Origin of the sequence: Bacillus cereus group sp. BfR-BA-01492 (assembly GCF_022662815.1) — a bacterium.
GTDB classification, from domain to species: Bacteria; Bacillota; Bacilli; order Bacillales; family Bacillaceae_G; genus Bacillus_A; species Bacillus_A cereus_BD.
This window is the reverse complement of the sequence record NZ_JAKUEH010000001.1, coordinates 248811-269406: the sequence shown is the minus strand read 5'-3', so window position 1 is coordinate 269406 and position 20596 is coordinate 248811. Positions and strand designations below refer to the sequence as shown.

Sequence of the window (20596 nt, the reverse complement as noted above, 5' to 3'; positions counted from 1 at the left end):
TTTACTTAAAAGTGAAATCCATTTATAAATAAGTAAAAATAGCACGAATAGAAGAAATGATTTCTAATTGTCCTGTTTGAATTGGCGGGGCTGCTTGCGCGTGTAAAGAAGTGTGAGACACCATTTCACGCGGTAGTTGTGCTGATTCTTCTGTAAGCGAGAGTGGGACGGGATTAATAGTTAAGTTATATGTACTCGCAATAGCACGAGCTTTTTCTACTGCACGTTGCAGAGCTTGCAGCAATGCTTGTTGATAATATTGATGTGGATGAGAGAGTTGAAAACGTAATCCTTTTGCTACATTTGCTCCGTTTGTGACAGCTATATCATATACTTCCCCAGCTTTTTGCACATTTAAAACGGTAATTTCATACAAATGTTCTACACGGTATCCTTGTAGCAAAGCTTTATCATTCACATATTCATATTGAGGTGTAATGGTATAGGAAATTGTTTCGATGTCTTGATCTGCAATGCCAAGTGCTTTAAGTGCATCAAGTAGCTGTCTAGATTGTATGGCATTTTCTTCTTGTGCCTGTTTTACATTTTTATGATCGGTTCGAACACCAATTGTTAACGTAACAATATTTGGTCTCACTCTAACAATCCCTTCACCTTGTACAGTGATCGTTGCTGTTTTATCATCATTATGATGGCGAAGGTTAGGTATATAATGGTTCATTCCACTTTGCATTTCTTTTCACCGTCCTTTTTATATGTATATGAATGAAGTCACCTAAAAATTGCATGTAAAAAGTTACAGAATGAAGGTGAGGTAGAAAGAAATCGTATACAACATAGGTATTTATAGATTATAATTATGTATAAATATGATGAAAAAGGGTCGAGGATAGTGAACGAACAAAGAGAAGCGCTGATTTTAGATTTATCAGTATCATTTCGAAAGATGATACGTTTATTACAAACCGATATTAATACACGTTTTTCAGAGCATATGCCATATAATGAATTCTCTGTATTACGTGCATTATTTTTGAAGAGTCCACAAATGGCTTCGCAAATTGCGAATGAGGTAAACGTAACATCCAGCCATATTACAGCGGTAACAGATCGTCTTGTGCGAAAGGGATTTGTAACGAGAAAACGTTCGAATTCAGATCGTCGTATTGTGTATTTAGAGATTACAGAACATGGACGAGAAGTAACAGAAGAACTGGAAGCGATACGTAAAGAATACTATAGAGATAAATTTAAAGATTGGAGCGATCAAGAAATAGAGATGGTATTAGAACTATTTGGTCGCATATTATAATAAATTGAGGATAGGGAGCTGAAGCTTTCCTATCCTTTTTTGAATAAAAGTATTTTGAAATTCCGATACTTTAATTAAAAAGTATCGGAGGAAGAATTATGAAGCAAATGATGTCGTTTGCCATTGTGATCGGAAGTTTTTTCTGCTTTCCCCCATTGTTATATGCGGATACTCCTCTCCAAGTTATGCAAAAAGGAACAAAGTACATCGCAGATGATAATCCAGTGTTATATTCAAAATTATGGGTTCGTTCTATGCAAAATGCAGTATTATTTCATCATAGCGACAATATTCGTCATCAAGACACACTGCACAATGTAACAAGTTCAAGTCTAGTGAAAGTAAAGAAATTATCATTTCAGAAAGCAGCATCATATATCCCAAGATTATCTCAATATGTTTCAAAGATTGGAAAAGAAAATATCGCGGTGTACTATGTCGCCGTACGTTACAAGGTGAAAAAAGAAAATCCATATCAATTAAATGGTATGAATTATTTCTTACAAGTTTTTATCAAAGAGCAAGGGAAATGGAAAATTGCTGAAAGTGTAGCCGCACCGACAGAACAAATGATACGAAATGGTGATGGATTTAGGATGAAAGAGGAGAAGGAGTATGGAGATCGGAGAGAGAATGTGAAATAACCTCCTTCTGATGAGGAGGTTATTTCACATTCCATGACAATTTCCATTTTAATAAGCGAGATAAAAGGAAGTAGGCAATCGAACTCGCTCCTAAAAATCCGATGTAATAGATAAGTAGTGAATGATAGTTCTGTACGATTGCTCCACCAATTAGCCCAACAATGAGGACGGAGCATACGAAAAAGATTTTTTTGATTTTTGAATATATGAAAATTTTTCCATTCAGTTCATTAGGTGATCTATTATACAAAAACATTCCTATAGGTAATAAAATTAGTATATTTACAAGAGGACCAATTAGCGTTTTGGATGAAGGGATATAAGTAAAATTTGGTTCATCATGTCGCACGCCATCATGATCAGTATAAGCTCGCTGTGGATCGTAATCAAACAGAATGTGAAAGTGCTGAGCGGGTCCAACAATACTTATTTTTTCTAGCACTGTGCCGTATGAATACTCTTTTTCAACATCGTAAGAACTATTTGGATTTGTATGAATGGTTATAAATGCAACAATAATTGCTGGGAGAATATAAGGTAAAATCAATATCGACGCTGTTATAAATCCTTGTGAAATGATATTACCAGCTATTGCTCCAATGCATATTGCTAGTGTGTAAATAGCAATTAGTATAATTAGCATATATATATAATAGGTATGGAAAGGAGAAAATATTTGATATTTATTATGGAAAGTTGTTTTTTTTATAATACCAAACAGTCCCCAGTTTAGCATAACAACTACTATAATGTTACAAACTCCAAAGAGCCATTTCGTTAAAAAGAGATGTGTAGGTTTAAATGGCATAGACCAAAGAAAATCCATTGACTGACTTTGGCGTCCCCAACCTATCAATACACAAGCTAAAGTAATAAGTATAGCACCTTGGGCAATGATAGGGTCTATGAGTGAAAGACTATAATAATAATGGAAAGGTTCCTTCCAGTAGTTACGACTTAACTCTAAAAAATATAATTGTTGAGCGGATGCCATATAGTATTTATAAGATAAGAGATAGAAACTAACAAGCCAAAACAACCAAACAATATATTTACTTTGATGATATGTGCGTAGCCATAGTGCTTTTTGAAACATAGGATCTCTCCTTTAAAAAACTTTATAATTTGTAAAACGTGATAATATAAAATAGGTGATAGTTCCAACTAGAAAGATACCTATATAGTAACTAAATAAATTAAACTGGTGTAGCTTATAACCACCTAGTAAAGCAAAGTAGAGTGTAGTCCCACCAATCCATATAGGTAAGTGCTTTTGAAAGAGAAAGATTTTCTGATTATTTTCATTTGGAGACCGTTTGTAAAAAAATGTGCCAAGTAGTAAATAGAAAATTGTATAGAAAATCGGAACTAGCATTGATTTTGCTGAATAATATACATAGGATGCAGGGTCTCTCAAAATGGTCGAATTATCATCTTCCTGTCGTGATTTTGGATCGTAATCATAGTGAATAGAAAAGTTGTATATGGGTACAACGATATTTGTTTTTGCATTTATTTCATCAAGTTGTTCATATAAATGGGGATTTTTGTAATCTAGTGCATTTAGATGATTGATTACGAAAGAATGACTTAATGAAATGAACGTAAGTCCCATAAGTAACCAAGGAATACAAAAAGTTACTTGTGAAACAATACTGCCAGTAAAAGTTCCGATACATAAAGCAGTTGTATAAACAGCGACATATGAAACAATTGCATAAAGAAAATATCGATGAAATGGGCCAAATGATTGATAATTATAATGAATGCTTGTTTTATAAATAGCATACATAAGGACCCAGTTAATAAGAAGTGATCCTGAAATAACGAATGTTCCAAAAATCCATTTACATAAAAATATATCACTTCTTTTAAAAGGCATTGCTATCAGGATGTGATTAGATTGATTATGACGTTCCCACCCTAATAGAAGGCAAGCTAAAGAAATGATAAGAATCGTTAGTAAAAAGCTATTTGCTGAAGAAAATGAGTAGTTATAATAGAATGTTCCTTTTGCATGAAATTCATGATAATTGGCAAGTTGTTGCTGAGCAGCTTCATAGTAGCTATAAGATAAAAGATAAAGCGTGCTCAAAAAGAATAGCGATACAACATATTTCCCTTGCTTCCAATTTCGCATCCATAAAGCTTTATGAAACATAAACATCCTCCTCAAATGTCGTAACAAATATATCTTCAAGCGACATGGCCAATTCTTCAATGAGAAGTGGCTGTTCTTTGTAAAATTTCTCAAGAGTGGCAGCTACGTTTCCTTCTATTAAAATGGTATATACCTTTCCGGTTTGATTTAATATTTTAATATTGCTTAAGTTTTCTAGTTTTTGAGGAAGGGACCGCTCATAAGCAACTTGGATTTTCGCATATCGTGCTTTTGCATCATCTAATGCGGTAATCGAAGAAATAGTATGATTTTTTAAGATGATAATTGTATCAGCAATTTTTTCTATTTCATCTAAATGGTGAGTAGAAATCAAAATCGTCATTTCTTTCTCTGCCACTTCTTCAACGAGAAATTGTAAAATTTGTTTTTTTACAATAGGATCCAGTCCATTTGTTGGTTCATCTAAAATGATATAGTCAACTTTTGAAGCAAAAGCTAAAATGATAGCTAGTAAAGCTTTCATTCCCTTTGAGTAACTACGAATCCGTTTGTTTGGCAAGTGAAAGCGCTCTAATAGTTGGTAGAAATATTGTTCATCAAATGCTTTATAGACTGCTTTGTAAAACTTCACAATTTCTTTTACTGTATATCCGTTTAAAATATTCGTTGAATCAGGTACATAGGCCACTTTTTGTTTGATTTCCGGTTGTTTATGAACATCTACTTCTTCATATGTAACGTTTCCTTCGTCAGGGGTTAAAATTCCAACTAACATTCGAAGTAAAGTTGTTTTTCCCGCCCCATTTCTGCCGAGTAATCCAACAATGCTTCCTTTTGATAAAGTAAAAGATATATTCTCTAAAATAACTTGATCATCAATTGTTTTTCTCACATTTTTCACTGTTAACATTTGCAGTTCCTCCTAACTCCTTATAATAAGCGTCAATCCAATCATGAATTTTTTCTTTCGTAATCCCAAGGTAAGAAGCCTCTAATAATAATTGCTGGAATTGCTTTTCAACCATAGTGATTTTCCTTTCGTCTAATGTTGGTGTAATCGATTGGGAGACAAATGTTCCTTTTCCACGTAATGTTTCAATAATACCTTGTCGCTCTAAGTCTTGGTATGCTTTACTCACTGTATTTGGATTCACAATAAGTAAAGAAGCGAGTTCACGTACAGAAGGTAGTTTATCGTTTGGAGCTAATATGTTTTTTAATATAAGTTCTTTTATATTTTGAACAATTTGTTCCCATATCGGAGTGCTGCTTCTTGGATCAAGTTGAATATGCAAGAGCAATGTCTCCTTCCTGATGAGTATTAAGTGTACTAATGTGTATAGTACACTTAATACAATATATACAATAAAATAATTTGTCAACAGAAAATGATAGAAAAATATGGTATGAAACATATGGAAACTGGAAAAAATAGGTTTGATATAGAATGGAGGGTTAGTCATGAAGCGAGTTTTTGGAATACTTGTTTGTTGTATGTTATTGCTTTCTCATACTTCGGTTAGTTTTGCAAAATCGGAGAAAGCAATAGAAGAAACAAAGCCGAAGTTAGCAGAACAAGCCTCGTCAGCGATCGTAATTGAGCAAGATACAGGTAAAGTTTTATTTGAAAAGAATCCAAATGAAAAATTACCGCCTGCTAGTATGACAAAGATTATGACAATGTTACTTATTATGGAACAAGTGGAAAAAGGAAAATTAAAGCTAGAAGATAAAGTAAGAACGAGTGAACATGCCGCTTCGATGGGGGGATCGCAAATTTTTCTTGAACCTGGTGAAGAAATGACGGTAAATGAGATGCTAAAAGGTATTGCGATTGCATCAGGAAATGATGCTTCTGTTGCAGTTGCTGAGCATATTGCTGGGTCAGAAGAAGGATTTGTCAACATGATGAATAAAAGAGCGAAGGAACTAGGCTTAAAAAATACGCATTTTCAAAATCCAACAGGCCTTCCTGCAAAGAATCATTATTCTACAGCAATTGATATGGCAATTATAGCGAAAGAATTAATGAAATATCCGCTTATTCGTAAATATACCGGAAAGTATGAGGATTATTTACGTGAAGATACGGATAAAAAGTTTTGGCTTGTTAATACAAATAAATTAGTTCGTTTTTATCCAGGAGTAGATGGAGTGAAAACCGGATTTACGACAGAAGCGAAATATTGTTTAACAGCATCGGCAGAAAAAAATGGCATGCGTGTTATTTCTGTTGTAATGGGAGCGCCTACATCGAAAGAGAGAAATAGTCAAGTGACAAAGCTTCTTGATTATGCTTTTGGACAATATACAACAAAGAAATTATATAAGCGCGGGGAAAAGATTCAGACCGTACAAGTAGGAAAAGGTAAAAAAGAAAAAGTGGATTTAGTTGCAGCAGATAATGTTTCCCTTCTTATGAAAAAGGGCGAAGATATGGACAAGATAAAGAAAGAAATTATTGCTGAAAAGAAAGTGAAAGCGCCGATTAAAAAAGGAGATGCACTTGGTACGCTTGTCATTACAAAAGATAGAGAAGTTTTATTAAAACAGACCATTGTGGCAAAAGAAGATGTCGACGCAGCAAGTTGGTGGGAACTTTTTAAAAGAAGCTTTGGGATATTTTCAACATCAAAATAATAGTCAATATTTTGTGTGATTCGATAGGAATAGAGGAAATACGTAGAATAATGGCACAAAATCTACACATTATGGCGAAATAGTACTTCTTTTGTCATGAGGAAGGATTCTTATTTCTATTCACGAAAATCTTATGTAAATGAGTAAAGTTTGAGCATAAGGAGGAAATCGTGTGAGCCTTTCCATGCATTTAGAAGTAAAGCGTGACGTTTTATGTGTTAGGTTAGCAGGTGAGTTAGACCATCATACTGCTGAAGAGTTGCGAGCGAGAGTAACCGATATGATTGAAACACATAACGTCCATCATATTGTATTGAACTTGGAAGAATTATCATTTATGGATAGTTCTGGACTGGGCGTTATATTAGGGAGATATAAACATGTAAAAAGTTTAGGAGGGGAAATGGTTGTTTGTGCAATTTCACCTCCTGTCAAACGTTTATTTGAAATGTCAGGTTTATTTAAAATCGTTCGTTTAGAAGAAAGTGAAGCGCATGCGCTCGCGACATTGGGGGTGGCGTAGATGAGAAATGAAATGAACCTTCAATTTTCAGCATTAAGTCAAAATGAGTCGTTTGCTCGCGTTACGGTGGCTGCTTTTATTGCACAACTAGATCCAACAATGGAAGAATTAACAGAAATTAAAACAGTCGTATCTGAGGCGGTCACAAATGCCATTATCCATGGATATGAAGGGAATCCAGAAGGGATTGTTTACATCTCTGTAATTTTGGAAGAAGCAATGGTGAAACTTACGATTCGAGATGAAGGGGTTGGTATTTTTAATCTAGATGAAGCGCGGCAGCCCCTTTTTACAACTAAACCTGAATTAGAGCGTTCCGGAATGGGATTTACTATCATGGAAAATTTTATGGATGAAGTAGAAATTATTTCAAACGAATCTTTCGGGACAACAATCCATTTGACAAAATATTTATCAAATAGTAACGCTCTATGCAATTAAGGAGAATTGCCTATGGACATAGAGGTCAGAAGTGAAAAGAAGAAGCCTCAGTTAAAGGACTACGAGTTAAAAGCGTTAATACAAAAAAGTCAAGATGGAGATCAACAAGCGAGAGATACGATTGTTCAAAGTAATATGCGCCTTGTATGGTCAGTTGTACAACGTTTTCTCAATCGAGGATATGAACCAGACGACTTATTTCAAATTGGCTGTATTGGCCTTTTGAAATCAGTAGACAAATTTGATTTATCTTTTGATGTAAAGTTTTCAACTTATGCGGTTCCAATGATTATTGGTGAAATTCAACGTTTTTTACGTGATGACGGTTCAGTAAAAGTGAGCCGATCGTTAAAAGAAACTGGTAATAAGATTCGAAAGATGAAAGATGAGCTTTCGAAAGAATACGGAAGAGCACCAACCATTAATGAAGTTGCAGAGGCGCTTGAACTAACGCCGGAAGAAGTTGTTCTGGCGCAAGAGGCAAGTCGTACGCCATCTTCTATACATGAAACTGTATATGAAAATGATGGGGATCCAATTACGATTTTGGATCAAATTGCGGATCAAACAGAAACGAAATGGTTTGATAAGATTGCTTTAAAAGAAGCGATAAGAGAACTAGATGAGCGAGAACGCTTAATTGTATATTTGCGCTATTATAAGGATCAAACTCAATCGGAAGTAGCAGAGAGAATTGGAATTTCACAAGTGCAAGTTTCGAGGTTGGAAAAGAAAATATTGAAGCAAATGAAAGACCGGATAGATGAGTAGGCATCTATCCGGTCTTTTTCCTGTTATGTTAAGGCGATGAAACTCCAGCATCAAGCTCATGTAGAGGGAGATGAGGGTGGTTAAATATGTTGACCAAATCATATTTATAAAAAGTTTACAGAATTTATTGATAATTTAGTAAATTTAAAATATAATCCTAGTATAAACTTGTCATAAAGGGGGAAGGAAAACATGGAATCAAGGCAACAATGGGGCTCAAGAGCGGGGTTTATTTTTGCAGCAATTGGTTCAGCTGTTGGATTAGGGAATATATGGCGCTTTCCATATACAGCGTATGAAAATGGAGGGGGAGCCTTTTTTTTACCGTACTTATTTGCATTATTAACAACAGGTATTTCATTGTTGGCTTTTGAATTTGCTCTTGGTCATCGGCATCGTGGGTCATCACCACTTACGTTTTTTCGCATCCATCCGCGTGCAGAGTTTATCGGTTGGTGGCAGATGGCAGTTACTTTTATTGTTTCAACCTATTATGCTGTTATTATTGCATGGTCGCTTTCCTATACATACTTCTCTATAAGTGGAGCATGGGGAAAGGATACGGAAGCCTTTTTATTTAAGGAATATTTGCATGTTGCTGATAAGCCAGGTCAATTTGGTGGTCTTGTTCTCGAAGTGTTAGTTCCGTTGGCAATCGTTTGGATTATCGTACTCGGTGTAGCGTTTAAAGGAGTTAAGAAAGGAATTGAAGTTGTAAATCGGATTTTCATTCCTTTACTTGTATGTATGTTTTTAATTATTGTCGTTCGCGCTGTGACGATGGAAGGGGCCATGCAAGGGCTTGATGCTTTTTTTAAGCCAGATTGGAACCGAATTTTGGATGGAAAAGTATGGCTTGCCGCATATGGACAAATTTTCTTTAGTTTATCGTTAGCGTTTGGAATTATGATCACATACTCTAGTTATTTGCCGAAAAATTCTGATACAACGAATAATGCTTTTATAGCGGGATTTGCAAATTCAGGGTTTGAATTGTTAGCAGGTATTGGTGTATTTGCTGCTCTTGGTTTTATGGCAAACAATATGGGGGTATCGATTGATAAGGTAGCTAGTGCTGGTGTAGGGCTTGCGTTTGTTGTATTTCCGCAAATTATTAATCAATTACCGATGTCACCATTTTTTGGTGTGCTATTTTTCCTTTCTTTAACGGTAGCTGGTATTACGTCGCTTATTTCACTAGCGGAAGTATGTTTTGCAGCTGTATCTGAAAAGTTTAATTTAAGCCGGCAAAAAACAATTGGAATTATGGGTTCGCTTCTCGTATTGGTTTCACTTATATTTGCAACGCGCGGTGGGCTCATGTTCTTGGATCTTGTAGATTACTTTGCAAACAACTTTGGATTAATTTTAATTGCTTTAGCAGAAGTTACGACAGTGGGACTGATTTTACGTCGCTTACCGGTGTATCAAAATCATGCCAATTTTGTATCAGATATTAAGTTAGGTGCATTTTGGAAGGTGAGTTTGCTTGTTATTACACCACTTATGCTAGGATACATGCTCATTGATGGCACGATACAAAATATTCAAAAGAATTACGGGGATTATCCAACGCAGTTTGTTGTGACATATGGCTGGTCTTTGGCGGCGGCATTTATTATTGTGGCATTCATGCTTAGTATGAAAAAATGGAATGCGCAAATACATTTAGATTCTGCCAAGCTTGAAAAAGAATGGAAAGATCGGGGTGTTTCGTAATGAGTACATCAGCAATGATGATGATGGTGATTGGAATGGTAGTGATTTGGGGCGGATTAGCATTAAGTATCGCAAACCTTTTTAAGAAAAAGAAAGTGTAAGTAAAAACATCTGTACCGTTTTGGTACAGATGTTTTTTTCTGAAAAAAATTGTATTAGAAAATTTTTCAGAAACCATACTACAACTACGAGGATAGTAAAGAGGTGAATCGAGTTGGAACAAACAGTTTATCTCAAAATGCGAAATCGCCTGCAAGTGTCTCCTTCGTATGAATTGAAGATACATGATATTGCTCAAATCGTTGGAGACCCTACTGTTATAGGGAAGATAGGAAATGAGATTGTCTACAAAATAACAACTCGTGACAAAACACATGTTGTTATTGATGCGATGAAGGTAATCGATATTATCCAGAAAAAAATAGAGCAAGTACAGATTAATTTACTTGGCCCTGGACAAACACTTGTTGAAATTGTATATGGAAAAAAGAAGGTGAATCCTATTTTTTTCGGCCTTGTTTGGATTTTGCTATTTGTAGGAGCGGCGCTTGCAATTATTTATTTTCATGAAGATGTTAGCATGCAGCAAGTGCATAGTCGCTTATATTACATGGTTACGGGAGAGAGAAATAACCAACCGCTTTTATTTCAAATTCCATATTCGATAGGACTTGGACTAGGTATGATTTTATTTTTCAATCATGTATTTCAAAAGCGAATTAATGAAGAACCGAGTCCATTAGAAGTTGAAATGTTCCAATATCAACAGTCTCTCGACCAATATGTTGTAGTTCATGAAAATCAAGAAAGCAAAAAAGCAATTTCAGATGATTGAATATGCTTTCGCAATTATGATTGGGCTGGCTGGTGGGCTTGCAGTTGGTGGAGGGTATGTTGCATTTTTAGCAGTGCTTGGTGTAATTCCACGTTTAGTGCAATTAACAAAAAGTTGGAAATATATTCAGGTTTTTGAATGGGCGGTTATCGGCGGAACGTTAGCTGGTGCTTGGTGTAGTTTAAGGAATATTACATTTCAAACATCTCAGTATTGGCTTATTGTATTAGGGATATTTTGCGGGACATTTATCGGGATGTTGGCAGCGGCATTAACAGAAGTATTAAATGTTTTGCCTATATTGGCTAAGCGAATCAGAATAGATGGAAAAATCGTGCTGTTACTCATAGCGTTAGTACTCGGAAAAGTAGTCGGGTCATTGTTTCATTGGATTTACTTTGTGAAGTAGGAGGTGAGAGCGTGTGAAAAAGTTGAAAAATGATTACATAAATAAAGTGAAAGATTATCATCCGAAGCCGAACTATATGATGAATTGCGTAAAGGCATTTCTTGTAGGCGGAGTCATTTGTACAGTAGGGGAAGCCTTGATGAAAATGTATATACATTCTTTTCACTTTAGTGAACAGAATGCTGGGAATATAACTATTGCAACATTAGTATTATTATCTTCCATTTTAACTGGGCTTGGAATATACGACAAAATAGGGCAATTTAGCGGTGCGGGATCTTTAGTTCCTGTAACAGGGTTTGTAAATTCTATGGTTAGTGCTGCAATGGAACATCGCAGTGAGGGAGTTGTACTTGGTATTGCGACCAATATGTTTAGATTAGCAGGAAGCGTAATTGTTTTTGGCGTTGTAGGAGCTTATATTATTGGCTTTATTCGGTACTCATTTAAAGTTTGGATATCTTAAAGGAGGATAGAAATGAGATTGACAGGGAAACAAACATGGGTATTCCAAAATCAAATATTTGTGAATGCAACAGGTACAGCTGTCGGTCCTAAAGAAGCTGAGGGTCCTCTTGGAAAATATTTTGATATTTCATATGATGACTTACATTGCGGGGAACAAAATTGGGAACTTGCCGAAAGAAAATTGATGAAGAACTCTATTGAGAAAGTGATAGAAAAAGGAAATATAATGAATTCTCAAATTGATTTTTTTTTAGCGGGGGATTTATTAAATCAAATGGTGACAGCTAATTATGTCGCTCGTGATATGGAAATTCCTTTTTTAGGAATGTTTAGTGCATGTGCAACATCGATGGAAACGTTAGCGATTGGATCAGCTTTTATTGATGGGGGATTTGCAAAGCGTGTACTTGCGACAGTTAGTAGTCATAATGCTACTGCTGAAAGGCAATTTCGCTATCCGACAGAGTATGGTGGACAAAGGCCGAGTACCGCGACTTCAACTGTTACCGGTGCTGGCTCCATTATGATTAGTAATGAAGAGAGCGACATTAAAATAACAGCTGCAACGATTGGAAGAGTGCAAGATTTAGGAATAGAAAATCCTTTTGATATGGGTTCCGCTATGGCCCCGGCAGCGGTTGATACTATTCAACAACATTTTGAGGATTTAGGAAGAAGTGCTGCGGACTATGATTTAATTGTCACAGGTGATTTATCGGGTGTTGGAGCACCGATTGCCAAACAAATGTTATTAGAAGAAGGTTATGATTTAGGAAATATATATAATGATTGCGGATTAATGATTTATGATGCAAAACAAGAAGAAGTTTTTGCAGGTGGGAGTGGTTGTGCTTGTTCGGCAGTTGTGACATATGGGTATTTATTGGAAGAAATGAAAAAAGGAAATTTGCAACGGATTTTTGTTGTTGCAACAGGAGCTTTACTCAATCCAATGATGATTCAACAAAAAGAAACAATTCCAGCGATTGCACATGGAGTAGTATTTGAAAGAGTAAAAGGGGGGTGAATTGTGGATTTTATATATGCATTTCTTGTTGGCGGGATTATTTGTGTAGTAGGCCAGCTTTTACTGGATTTTGTAAAGTTAACATCTGCACATGTAATGGCAACTTTTGTAGTGGCGGGAGCTATTTTAGATAGTTTTGGTCTCTATGATCAATTGATAAAATTTGCAGGAGCTGGAGCAATCGTTCCGATTACAAGTTTTGGTCATTCTTTATTACATGGAGCACTGGAAGCTGCTGAAACATATGGCTATCTAGGAATAGGAATAGGGATGTTTCGCTTAACATCTGCAGGAATTTCAGCGGCGATATTGTTTTCTTTTTTAACCGCACTTATATGTAAACCGAAAGGATAAATCAAATGAGAAGAAGGGTGATTTTGGTCACAGATGGAGATGAATATGCAAAGCGAGCAATTGAGATGTTAGCGAAGGAATTTGGCGGAAGATGCATTTCGGCATCGCAAAGTAATCCAACGAGCTTGACGGGAAAGAAAATTGTTGAGCTAATTATGCAAACGCCATATGACCCTGTATTCGTCATGTTTGATGATAGTGGATTTATTGGAGAAGGTTCGGGAGAGAAGGCGTTAAAATATGTAGCTACTCATAAACAAATTGACGTTCTTGGAGTTTTAGCTGTGGCATCCAATACCCATAATTGGGAATGGGCGCGTGTAGATGTCAGCATAGATCGAGAGGGAAGATTGACTGAGTATGGCGTTGATAAATTTGGTCTTCCTGATGGGGAGATTGGCAGGATTAGCGGCGATACAATTTATTGCTTGGATGAATTAAATGTTCCGGTCATTATTGGAATTGGAGATATTGGAAAAATGTGTGGAAATGATGAATGGGAGCGAGGTGCTCCCATTACGAAAAAGGCAATTCAATTCATTTTAGAAAGGAGTGGTTTTTATGACGAAAGAGAAGGAAATTAAAATCCCAATTTCTTCGTTCATAAGTGATAATGAAAATTATTTAAAACAAACAGCTGGATTAGGCGTAACATTCGATGTTGGAATTCGTAAATTTCATATTCTCGATAAAGAAATTGGAGTATTATTTGTAAATGGATTATGTGATACAAACTACATTATCCCTATTCTAGAAGAAGCAGTAGATACAAATGAAATAAGAAACGCAGATGAAAATACTGTTACACTTTTAGAAAATCGCCTGATTCATCAACAAGTAAGTAAAGTAAAGACGATGGATGAGGTAATGGTTCAAGTATTATCCGGTCTTGTTGTTATTTTTGTAGAAGGTGAAACAGAGGCTTTTGTCATAGATGTTCGCAGTTATCCAGGACGAACTCCGACAGAACCGGATACGGAAAAGGTGGTACGCGGGGCTAGAGATGGATTTGTTGAAAATATTGTTGTGAATACAGCATTAATTCGTAGAAGAATTCGTGATCCACGCCTTAGAAATGAAATTATTCGTGTAGGGGATAGGTCGCAAACAGATATTTGTGTTACATATGTGCAAGATGTTGCCAATCCAGATTTAGTAAAAATTATAAAACAAGAGTTAAGCAATATTGAAGTAGATGGTATTACAATGGCAGACAAAACCATTGAAGAATTTGTAGTCAAACAAAGCTATAATCCCTTTCCGCTCATCCGGTATACAGAAAGACCAGATGTAGCAGCAAACCATTTATTAGAAGGGCATGTATTAGTGATTACGGATACATCGCCGAGTGTTATGATTACACCTACAACATACTTTCATCATTTACAACATGCGGAAGAATTTAGACAAAATCCAGCAGTCGGCACATTTTTACGTTGGGTACGATTTTTAGGTGTATTATTTTCCTTATTTTTATTACCATTTTGGCTCGTATTTGTATTTGATCCGACTTTGTTACCAGAGAAACTTGCGTTCATTGGGCCGAATAAAATGACACATTTACCCATTTTATTACAAGTGTTATTGGCGGAGGTTGGGCTTGAGTTTTTAAGAATGGCAGCCATTCATACTCCGACACCGTTATCATCTGCTGCCGGCTTAATTTCGGCAATTTTAATTGGACAAATTGCGATTGATGTTGGATTATTTGTTCCAGAAGTTATTTTATATGTAGCAATCTCAATGATTGGATCATATGCGACACCGAGCTATGAATTAGGACTTGGCAATAAAATCGGAAAGTTGTTTGTCATCATTTTAACGGGCCTATTTCATGAGATGGGGTTTGTCATTGGAATGACAATATTAATTTTATTTTTTACATCTATAAAAAGTTTACAAACACCATATTTATGGCCATTTTTACCATTTGATTGGGGAGCATTAACCAAAATTTTACTTCGACCAACGATGTCAAGTTTAAAAGTGCGTCCAAGTATAGTAAGACCACAAAATATACGCAGGCAAAAATAAGCAGGGAATTCCCTGCTTATTTTTCATGATAAATTTATTATTTTTTAACAAAAAACCAACATTTTTTTCGTACACTTAGAGTAGATATTGTGTATGAAAGGGGAAGAGGCATGATTAAATTATTTGTAAGTGATTTAGATGATACACTCGTTTATAACGTGAACCATATGCACGAAGCGGATAAAAAAGCGATTCAGTGGTTAGCTGATAAGGGAACAAAGATTTGTTTTGCCTCAGGTCGTTTTACACATCGAATTCACGAGGTAGTAGGTAGCTTCGAATTTCCATATTATATAACAGGTCTCAATGGCGCTACCATGTTGTTACCAGATGGACAAATATTCCATGAATCAAAATTTGATAATAAAGTTGCCCAGGAAATATATCAATATATTCATGAAAAACAACTAGCTGATATTGTATGTGCAAAAGAGAACAGATATACGAAAAAGAAAAATGAACATCATCACAATTTTGAGAAGGATATGGGAGTCCATATTACTGAAATTGAGACGCTTGAGGATGAATTTGGTAAAACAGTTTATCCAGCAAAATTATTTATATATGGGGAAGAAAACAAGATTGAAAGGTTAGATCGAGAGCTGCGAGAGAAATTTCATGAGGTTGCTGAAGTTGTAATTTCTGGAAAGGGTTATGTTGATATTATGCCGACAGGAGTCAGTAAAGGGAATGCCTTAAAACGTTTAATCAATCATTTAGGGATTGAAGAGAATGAAGTTGCTTGTATTGGGGATTCCTTTAATGATATTTCGATGTTCGCCGTAACGCCACATTCATTCACACTTCATCATGCACATCCGTATGTGAAAGAGAAGGCGAGTTATGCTGTACGTTCAGTGGAAGAAGCCATTATGAAATTACCATTACTTGCATAAGACAAGAAGCTCGTCATTTGACGAGCTTCTTACTATTTAAATAATGATTTTATAAAATCGATGATACTAGAGAAAAAGTCTTTTACTTTATCTAGGAAGCTTTGTCCTTCTTCAGATCCTAAGAAAGCTGATACATGATCTTTTGCTTTATTTAATTGGCTACCAACTTGATTCCAATCAATATTTAAGTTTTTCATTTTATCAAATAATGAAACTAAACTATCTAATTGTTCATTCGTTAGTGTAATACCAAGTTGATCAGCAATTTTTTTAATCAATGAACGTAAGTCTTCTGTTGTCTTTGGCTGTTCTTTTGCAATTTCTTCTTTTACTTTTGCAACAAGTTGAACTGCTTTGTCATCACCGATTTTATCACCAAGTTTTGCTGTTTGTACCATTTCTTCATTTGCTACTTTTTTAACTTCTTCAGGAATTTCTTTTTTTGAAGTTGTTTCGTAAGCTTTCATCAGCCCTGTTAACGCAGCAGTTCCTGATACTTTAAATGGTGCAGTAATTTGAATTTCAGCATCTTTTACACCTGCTGTGATCAGTGCATTTGTATACATTGCATCTGTTACCCAATTAATGTTTGTTGCGCGTACAATGATACCTGATCCTGGTTTTGTATACGTAATCATAGAAGAGGAAATGGCCCTTGTACCAATTTGGGCTTTTGGAACAATTCCCTCTAGAAATTTATGTTCTTCCGCGTTAGATACAGTAATAATTTGTGCATCTTTTGGTGCTTTCATTTCTTTTAAAAGGTCTTGTTTTTGTTGTTCAGATAAATTTTCTCCTAATGTAACGATAGATTCTCCCTCAATCACATCTGCAAATGAAGCTGTTGGAATCATAAAGACCATAACAGCTAATAGCAGAGCTACTAATTTCGTTCTCACGAACAATCGCTCCCTTTCTCTTTCTGAAATTTACGGGCAACACAGTTATTATAGTATATTTTTCTGATTTGTCATCTTTCTTCTTCTTTAATTGAAGAAAGATGTATCTATATTGTCGGATTCTTTTTGTTTCTGGTCGTGAATATGGTAATATAGTGCTGAGATACTTGAAAGGAGACATATACGTATGAAAACTTTAGGATACATATTAATGGAAAACGGGGAGAAAATTGAGCTAGAGTTTTTTCCAGAAGAAGCACCAACAACAGTTGAAAACTTTAAAAAACTAGCAACACAAGGATTTTACGATGGGGTTACATTCCACCGCGTTATCCCTGGGTTTGTGAGTCAGGGTGGAGATCCAACAGGAACAGGTGCAGGTGGCCCAGGTTATACAATTCCATGTGAAACAGATGGGAATCCTCATCGTCATGTTGTAGGATCACTTTCTATGGCACACGCTGGCCGTAATACAGGTGGTAGTCAGTTCTTTATCGTTCATGAGCCACAACCACATTTAGATGGCGTTCATACTGTATTTGGTAAAGTAACAAGCGGTATCGAAACGGTACTCAATATGCGTCAAGGCGATGTAATGAAAGAAGTTAAAGTTTGGGAAGAATAAGTGAGAGGCTGTGCCAAAAGGTCGTGAACAACGACCTTTTGGACACAGCCTTTTCTGTTTGCTTTAATTATTGGGATTGAAAATTTCTGTATGAAATGATACAGTCTTTGGTGCTTGGAAAGGAAAATTAACCACAAGGAAAGTTTTTTGCTTGAAGAAAAGGAATTGATAAGTGCGACGCAGTACATGATAAGTAGAGCGTATAAGTGTCATATAAGGAACGACTTTTGTAAATGGACATAGAATATAGCAGTGGCATTGATGTGCAGTGGTGTGATGGTATAAAATAAAGTTTTTAAGTTTCCTTTTGTTAGGGGAATCGAGTTCTGCTGATAGCCCTTCTCACTATAGGCAAAATATTGTAGAATAGATGTGATGTAGAAATAGTGATTGAGGGGACGAAAGGTTTATAACTTTTGTAAGAAGGGATAAGGTTTATGTTAATTCGTTTTAAAAAAAGTTATGAAAAGATTGCAATGGGACTTCTTTCTTTTATGCCGAATGAAAAAGATGTGAAAACATTACAGTTGACAATGAAAGAGTATGAAACAAAGGACAATTGGCAATTGTATTTATGGAAACAAAATGAGGATTTTGTTGGAATTATTGGGGTTGTAGAAAAGGAAGGTCATTTGTTAGAAATTCAGCATCTTAGTGTGAATCCATCTCATCGGCAAATGGGAATTGGAACAGAAATGGTACAAGAATTACAAGATCGGTTTGCTGATTATACGATTTGTGGGAATGAACAAACAGCAAGTTTTTGTGAGAAATGCAAAAATGTAGAGCAGAATATACATTCATAAAAGCAGAGATACAATTTTTGTCATCTCTGCTTTCTTTTTTGTAATTGCTCATGTCGCTCTGCAATTACATGTTCTCTATTGCGTAATGTATGTTTATGAATGATATATTCACTAGGTGCTAGATGAGTATTTTTCCAAGAAAGCCCGCTTTTAGCGCATAAATCTATGCATCTGTTTTCTAGTGTAGTATCTAAAAAAGGTAAAAATAAAGGTTGAAAACCTTCTTTTTTCTGGATAGATTGCAATTGTTTTTTTAGTAAAATTAAAAGTTGTTGATGATGTAGTCCTAAGGTATGTATATGTTCACGTTCTTTTTCTAAGATGGAAATAGCACCTTTCATCATTTTGACTGCCCCATTCCAATTTAAGCGTCGTTGATGGTATAAAGAAACTGCAATTTGAATAAGACCAACCCAATGATGATCACGCTTACCTCGTGGTTTTAATTTCCAATATTCTTCTAAAACTTCATGACATTCGAAATAATCGTAGTCCCCATGAAAATGAATGAGAAATTGTATGTATGCTTTCGGATACATTTCGTTCGCTCCTGTCCGTGGTTTTATGTAATATAGTTTATCATATCGGTGAAATTTCCATCAGTGATTTTTCATCCCCATTTTCGCGGATTAGACAGTTACAGATCGTCCTAGCTTCATTTGACTTATTCATAGCAGGATAAATAAGAAACGGCTAGAGCGATTATTCTCTAGCCGTTTCTTGCATTCTACATTAGCAGAAGCAAGCTGCTCCCACAATAATCAGCAGAATGAATAAGACAACAAGTAAAGCGAACCCACTGTTAAAACCGCAATCAACATTGCCCATAGTTTTTGTACCTCCTACATTGTTCTAACTACATTGTTATCATATGAAGGGGTGGGCGTCTTTGCATGGGCAAATATCTATTTTTCATTAAATTTCTTAAAAAGGTTGGATAGAACATAAGTATGCTCTATACTTATGTTGTTATAGAAAAAATGTGGTGGGATGCTTTGTGCAATATAATTTTAAAGTAGAGGCGTTTGAAGGGCCTTTAGATTTATTATTACATTTAATTCATCGTTATGAAATCGATATATATAATATTCCTGTGGCAGAAATTACAGAGCAGTATTTATCTTATATCCATACGATGAAAGAATTACAATTAGATGTAGCGAGTGAGTATTTAGTGATGGCGGCAACGCTATTACAAATTAAAAGTAAAATGTTGTTACCGAAACAAGAAGAAGATGTACATGATAATGGAGAGGACTTTATAGATGATCCCCGTCAAGAATTGATGGAGCGATTAATTGAATATAAAAAATATAAGCAAGTTGCTACAGAGTTAAAAGAAAGAGAGCAAGAAAGAGCAAAGCTATATACACGTCCACCGATTGATTTTACATCGTTTCAGCAAGAAGAGGCGGCGAATTTACCTCTTGATGTTACGCTATATGATATGTTAGCCGCGTTTCAAAAAATGATGCGTCGCAAAAAATCAAAGCGTCCTGTAACAACGCGGATTACCCGTCAAGAAATACCAATTGAACAGCGTATGACTGATATTTTACAAAAGCTAGAAACGTTAGGTGGTCGTCAAAGTTTTTACGATTTATTTGCTGATGAAGAGCGTGAAGTGATGGTTGTAACATTTTTAGCTATACTAGAGCTTATGAAAAATCAACAAATTGTTATTGAGCAAGAACAAAACTTTGATGAAATCTTTTTGACGTGTTCAAATCATAATTCAAAATAAAATTTGAGCGTGAGAACAAATGAAGAAGATAAGTGAGAAGTGTGATTTTTATTCCGATTGGTGAAGGTGCAAAATCGGTGGGGGATGAAACAAAACCCCACTGATTCAAGTTTCACTTTATCTCGCTATTTTAGAGAAAGAAAACGCCTGCCTCACGATTTAACGAAAGTAAAAAAGTTGGGTAGGAGTAGACTTTTAATCAATAGGGATAAAGAACAAACATTGATTCAAGTTTCGCTGTATTAAAATCGTTGTTAAGTAAAGTGTGGAACAATAAAAAGAAAGACCAAACCGGAAGCACTTAACTGTGATTCGGTTTTTTTATGGGAATTTCGTATGAAATAATTTGAGAAAGGAGATTGTACG

Annotated in this window: 27 protein-coding genes; 19 read left to right on the top strand and 8 right to left on the bottom strand. The window is 35.5% G+C overall.

What is annotated here, in order from left to right; translation table 11 throughout:
• Window positions 1-22: 22 nt before the first annotated feature.
• Window positions 23-694, bottom strand: coding sequence for an SIMPL domain-containing protein (locus MR063_RS01435; RefSeq protein ID WP_242192991.1), 672 nt, complete (start codon window positions 692-694; stop codon window positions 23-25).
• A 159-nt stretch (window positions 695-853) separates the two neighbouring features.
• On the opposite strand from MR063_RS01435, the gene MR063_RS01430 reads away from it, so the two are divergent.
• A complete protein-coding gene (locus MR063_RS01430; RefSeq protein WP_242143650.1) occupies window positions 854-1273 on the top strand; it encodes a MarR family winged helix-turn-helix transcriptional regulator in 420 nt (139 codons plus the stop codon).
• A 98-nt stretch (window positions 1274-1371) separates the two neighbouring features.
• Window positions 1372-1917, top strand: coding sequence for a hypothetical protein (locus MR063_RS01425; RefSeq protein WP_242192982.1), 546 nt, complete (start codon window positions 1372-1374; stop codon window positions 1915-1917).
• Between the two features lie 19 nt (window positions 1918-1936).
• Here MR063_RS01425 and MR063_RS01420 read toward each other — a convergent pair whose 3' ends face one another.
• From MR063_RS01420 to MR063_RS01405, 4 genes are read right to left on the bottom strand one after another with little or no spacing between them, the layout of a single operon-like run.
• The gene (locus MR063_RS01420) at window positions 1937-3013 is read right to left on the bottom strand and encodes an ABC transporter permease (protein ID WP_242192979.1); all 1077 of its coding nucleotides are present in this window, start codon (window positions 3011-3013) and stop codon (window positions 1937-1939) included.
• A 12-nt stretch (window positions 3014-3025) separates the two neighbouring features.
• Entirely contained in the window at window positions 3026-4078 is a 1053-nt protein-coding gene (locus MR063_RS01415) for an ABC transporter permease subunit (RefSeq protein WP_242192977.1), read from the bottom strand.
• A complete protein-coding gene (locus MR063_RS01410; RefSeq protein WP_242192967.1) occupies window positions 4068-4949 on the bottom strand; it encodes an ABC transporter ATP-binding protein in 882 nt (293 codons plus the stop codon). The genes MR063_RS01415 and MR063_RS01410 overlap by 11 nt, the downstream gene beginning before the upstream one ends.
• A complete protein-coding gene (locus tag MR063_RS01405; RefSeq protein ID WP_242192965.1) occupies window positions 4915-5334 on the bottom strand; it encodes a GntR family transcriptional regulator in 420 nt (139 codons plus the stop codon). Before MR063_RS01405 ends, MR063_RS01410 begins: the two co-directional genes overlap by 35 nt.
• Window positions 5335-5500: 166 nt before the next feature.
• On the opposite strand from MR063_RS01405, the gene MR063_RS01400 reads away from it, so the two are divergent.
• The 14 genes from MR063_RS01400 (at window position 5501) to MR063_RS01335 (ending at window position 16156) form a co-directional block, all read left to right on the top strand.
• Window positions 5501-6679, top strand: a complete 1179-nt coding sequence (locus tag MR063_RS01400) for a D-alanyl-D-alanine carboxypeptidase family protein (protein ID WP_242192963.1) — start codon at window positions 5501-5503, stop codon at window positions 6677-6679.
• A gap of 172 nt (window positions 6680-6851) precedes the next feature.
• Window positions 6852-7202, top strand: a complete 351-nt coding sequence (gene spoIIAA / locus MR063_RS01395; protein ID WP_242192961.1) for an anti-sigma F factor antagonist — start codon at window positions 6852-6854, stop codon at window positions 7200-7202.
• Window positions 7203-7643 carry an anti-sigma F factor gene (spoIIAB, locus tag MR063_RS01390; RefSeq protein WP_012095231.1) on the top strand — a complete coding sequence of 147 codons (441 nt, stop codon included), beginning with the start codon at window positions 7203-7205 and terminating at the stop codon, window positions 7641-7643. It abuts the gene before it with no gap.
• Window positions 7644-7655: 12 nt separating this feature from the next.
• A complete protein-coding gene (gene sigF, locus MR063_RS01385; protein WP_242192954.1) occupies window positions 7656-8414 on the top strand; it encodes an RNA polymerase sporulation sigma factor SigF in 759 nt (252 codons plus the stop codon).
• A 192-nt stretch (window positions 8415-8606) separates the two neighbouring features.
• Window positions 8607-10133 carry a sodium-dependent transporter gene (locus tag MR063_RS01380; protein ID WP_242192952.1) on the top strand — a complete coding sequence of 509 codons (1527 nt, stop codon included), beginning with the start codon at window positions 8607-8609 and terminating at the stop codon, window positions 10131-10133.
• The gene (locus MR063_RS01375; protein ID WP_242192951.1) at window positions 10133-10234 is read left to right on the top strand and encodes a methionine/alanine import family NSS transporter small subunit; all 102 of its coding nucleotides are present in this window, start codon (window positions 10133-10135) and stop codon (window positions 10232-10234) included. The genes MR063_RS01380 and MR063_RS01375 overlap by 1 nt, the downstream gene beginning before the upstream one ends.
• A gap of 113 nt (window positions 10235-10347) precedes the next feature.
• Complete coding sequence (locus MR063_RS01370) at window positions 10348-10968, top strand: stage V sporulation protein AA (protein WP_242192948.1); 621 nt, start codon at window positions 10348-10350, stop codon at window positions 10966-10968.
• Window positions 10961-11377 (top strand): stage V sporulation protein AB, encoded by a 417-nt coding sequence (locus MR063_RS01365; protein WP_242192946.1) that lies wholly within the window; start codon window positions 10961-10963, stop codon window positions 11375-11377. The genes MR063_RS01370 and MR063_RS01365 overlap by 8 nt, the downstream gene beginning before the upstream one ends.
• Before the next feature lie 13 nt (window positions 11378-11390).
• Window positions 11391-11843 carry a stage V sporulation protein AC gene (gene spoVAC, locus MR063_RS01360; protein WP_242192945.1) on the top strand — a complete coding sequence of 151 codons (453 nt, stop codon included), beginning with the start codon at window positions 11391-11393 and terminating at the stop codon, window positions 11841-11843.
• Window positions 11844-11855: 12 nt separating this feature from the next.
• Complete coding sequence (spoVAD, locus tag MR063_RS01355; protein ID WP_242192938.1) at window positions 11856-12872, top strand: stage V sporulation protein AD; 1017 nt, start codon at window positions 11856-11858, stop codon at window positions 12870-12872.
• Between the two features lie 3 nt (window positions 12873-12875).
• The gene (gene spoVAE, locus MR063_RS01350) at window positions 12876-13226 is read left to right on the top strand and encodes a stage V sporulation protein AE (protein WP_242192935.1); all 351 of its coding nucleotides are present in this window, start codon (window positions 12876-12878) and stop codon (window positions 13224-13226) included.
• A gap of 5 nt (window positions 13227-13231) precedes the next feature.
• Entirely contained in the window at window positions 13232-13810 is a 579-nt protein-coding gene (gene spoVAEA / locus MR063_RS01345; protein ID WP_242143634.1) for a stage V sporulation protein SpoVABEA, read from the top strand.
• Window positions 13788-15260: a spore germination protein gene (locus MR063_RS01340; RefSeq protein ID WP_242192933.1), complete on the top strand. Its 1473-nt coding sequence runs from the start codon at window positions 13788-13790 to the stop codon at window positions 15258-15260. Before spoVAEA ends, MR063_RS01340 begins: the two co-directional genes overlap by 23 nt.
• Window positions 15261-15370: 110 nt before the next feature.
• Complete coding sequence (locus tag MR063_RS01335; protein ID WP_242192932.1) at window positions 15371-16156, top strand: HAD family hydrolase; 786 nt, start codon at window positions 15371-15373, stop codon at window positions 16154-16156.
• Between the two features lie 32 nt (window positions 16157-16188).
• Here MR063_RS01335 and MR063_RS01330 read toward each other — a convergent pair whose 3' ends face one another.
• The gene (locus MR063_RS01330) at window positions 16189-17055 is read right to left on the bottom strand and encodes a DUF1002 domain-containing protein (protein ID WP_242192931.1); all 867 of its coding nucleotides are present in this window, start codon (window positions 17053-17055) and stop codon (window positions 16189-16191) included.
• A 187-nt stretch (window positions 17056-17242) separates the two neighbouring features.
• Here MR063_RS01330 and MR063_RS01325 point away from each other — a divergent pair, with 187 nt between their 5' ends.
• Together MR063_RS01325 and MR063_RS01320 are read left to right on the top strand one after the other, a co-directional pair.
• Window positions 17243-17680 carry a peptidylprolyl isomerase gene (locus MR063_RS01325; RefSeq protein WP_242143630.1) on the top strand — a complete coding sequence of 146 codons (438 nt, stop codon included), beginning with the start codon at window positions 17243-17245 and terminating at the stop codon, window positions 17678-17680.
• Window positions 17681-18117: 437 nt separating this feature from the next.
• The gene (locus MR063_RS01320) at window positions 18118-18486 is read left to right on the top strand and encodes a GNAT family N-acetyltransferase (RefSeq protein ID WP_242143629.1); all 369 of its coding nucleotides are present in this window, start codon (window positions 18118-18120) and stop codon (window positions 18484-18486) included.
• 20 nt (window positions 18487-18506) lie between these two features.
• Here MR063_RS01320 and MR063_RS01315 read toward each other — a convergent pair whose 3' ends face one another.
• Together MR063_RS01315 and MR063_RS01310 are read right to left on the bottom strand one after the other, a co-directional pair.
• The gene (locus MR063_RS01315) at window positions 18507-19025 is read right to left on the bottom strand and encodes a DUF309 domain-containing protein (RefSeq protein ID WP_242192930.1); all 519 of its coding nucleotides are present in this window, start codon (window positions 19023-19025) and stop codon (window positions 18507-18509) included.
• Window positions 19026-19218: 193 nt separating this feature from the next.
• Window positions 19219-19314 carry a YjcZ family sporulation protein gene (locus MR063_RS01310; protein ID WP_081428399.1) on the bottom strand — a complete coding sequence of 32 codons (96 nt, stop codon included), beginning with the start codon at window positions 19312-19314 and terminating at the stop codon, window positions 19219-19221.
• 169 nt (window positions 19315-19483) lie between these two features.
• Here MR063_RS01310 and MR063_RS01305 point away from each other — a divergent pair, with 169 nt between their 5' ends.
• Window positions 19484-20230, top strand: coding sequence for a segregation/condensation protein A (locus MR063_RS01305; RefSeq protein ID WP_242192929.1), 747 nt, complete (start codon window positions 19484-19486; stop codon window positions 20228-20230).
• Window positions 20231-20596 lie beyond the last annotated feature (366 nt).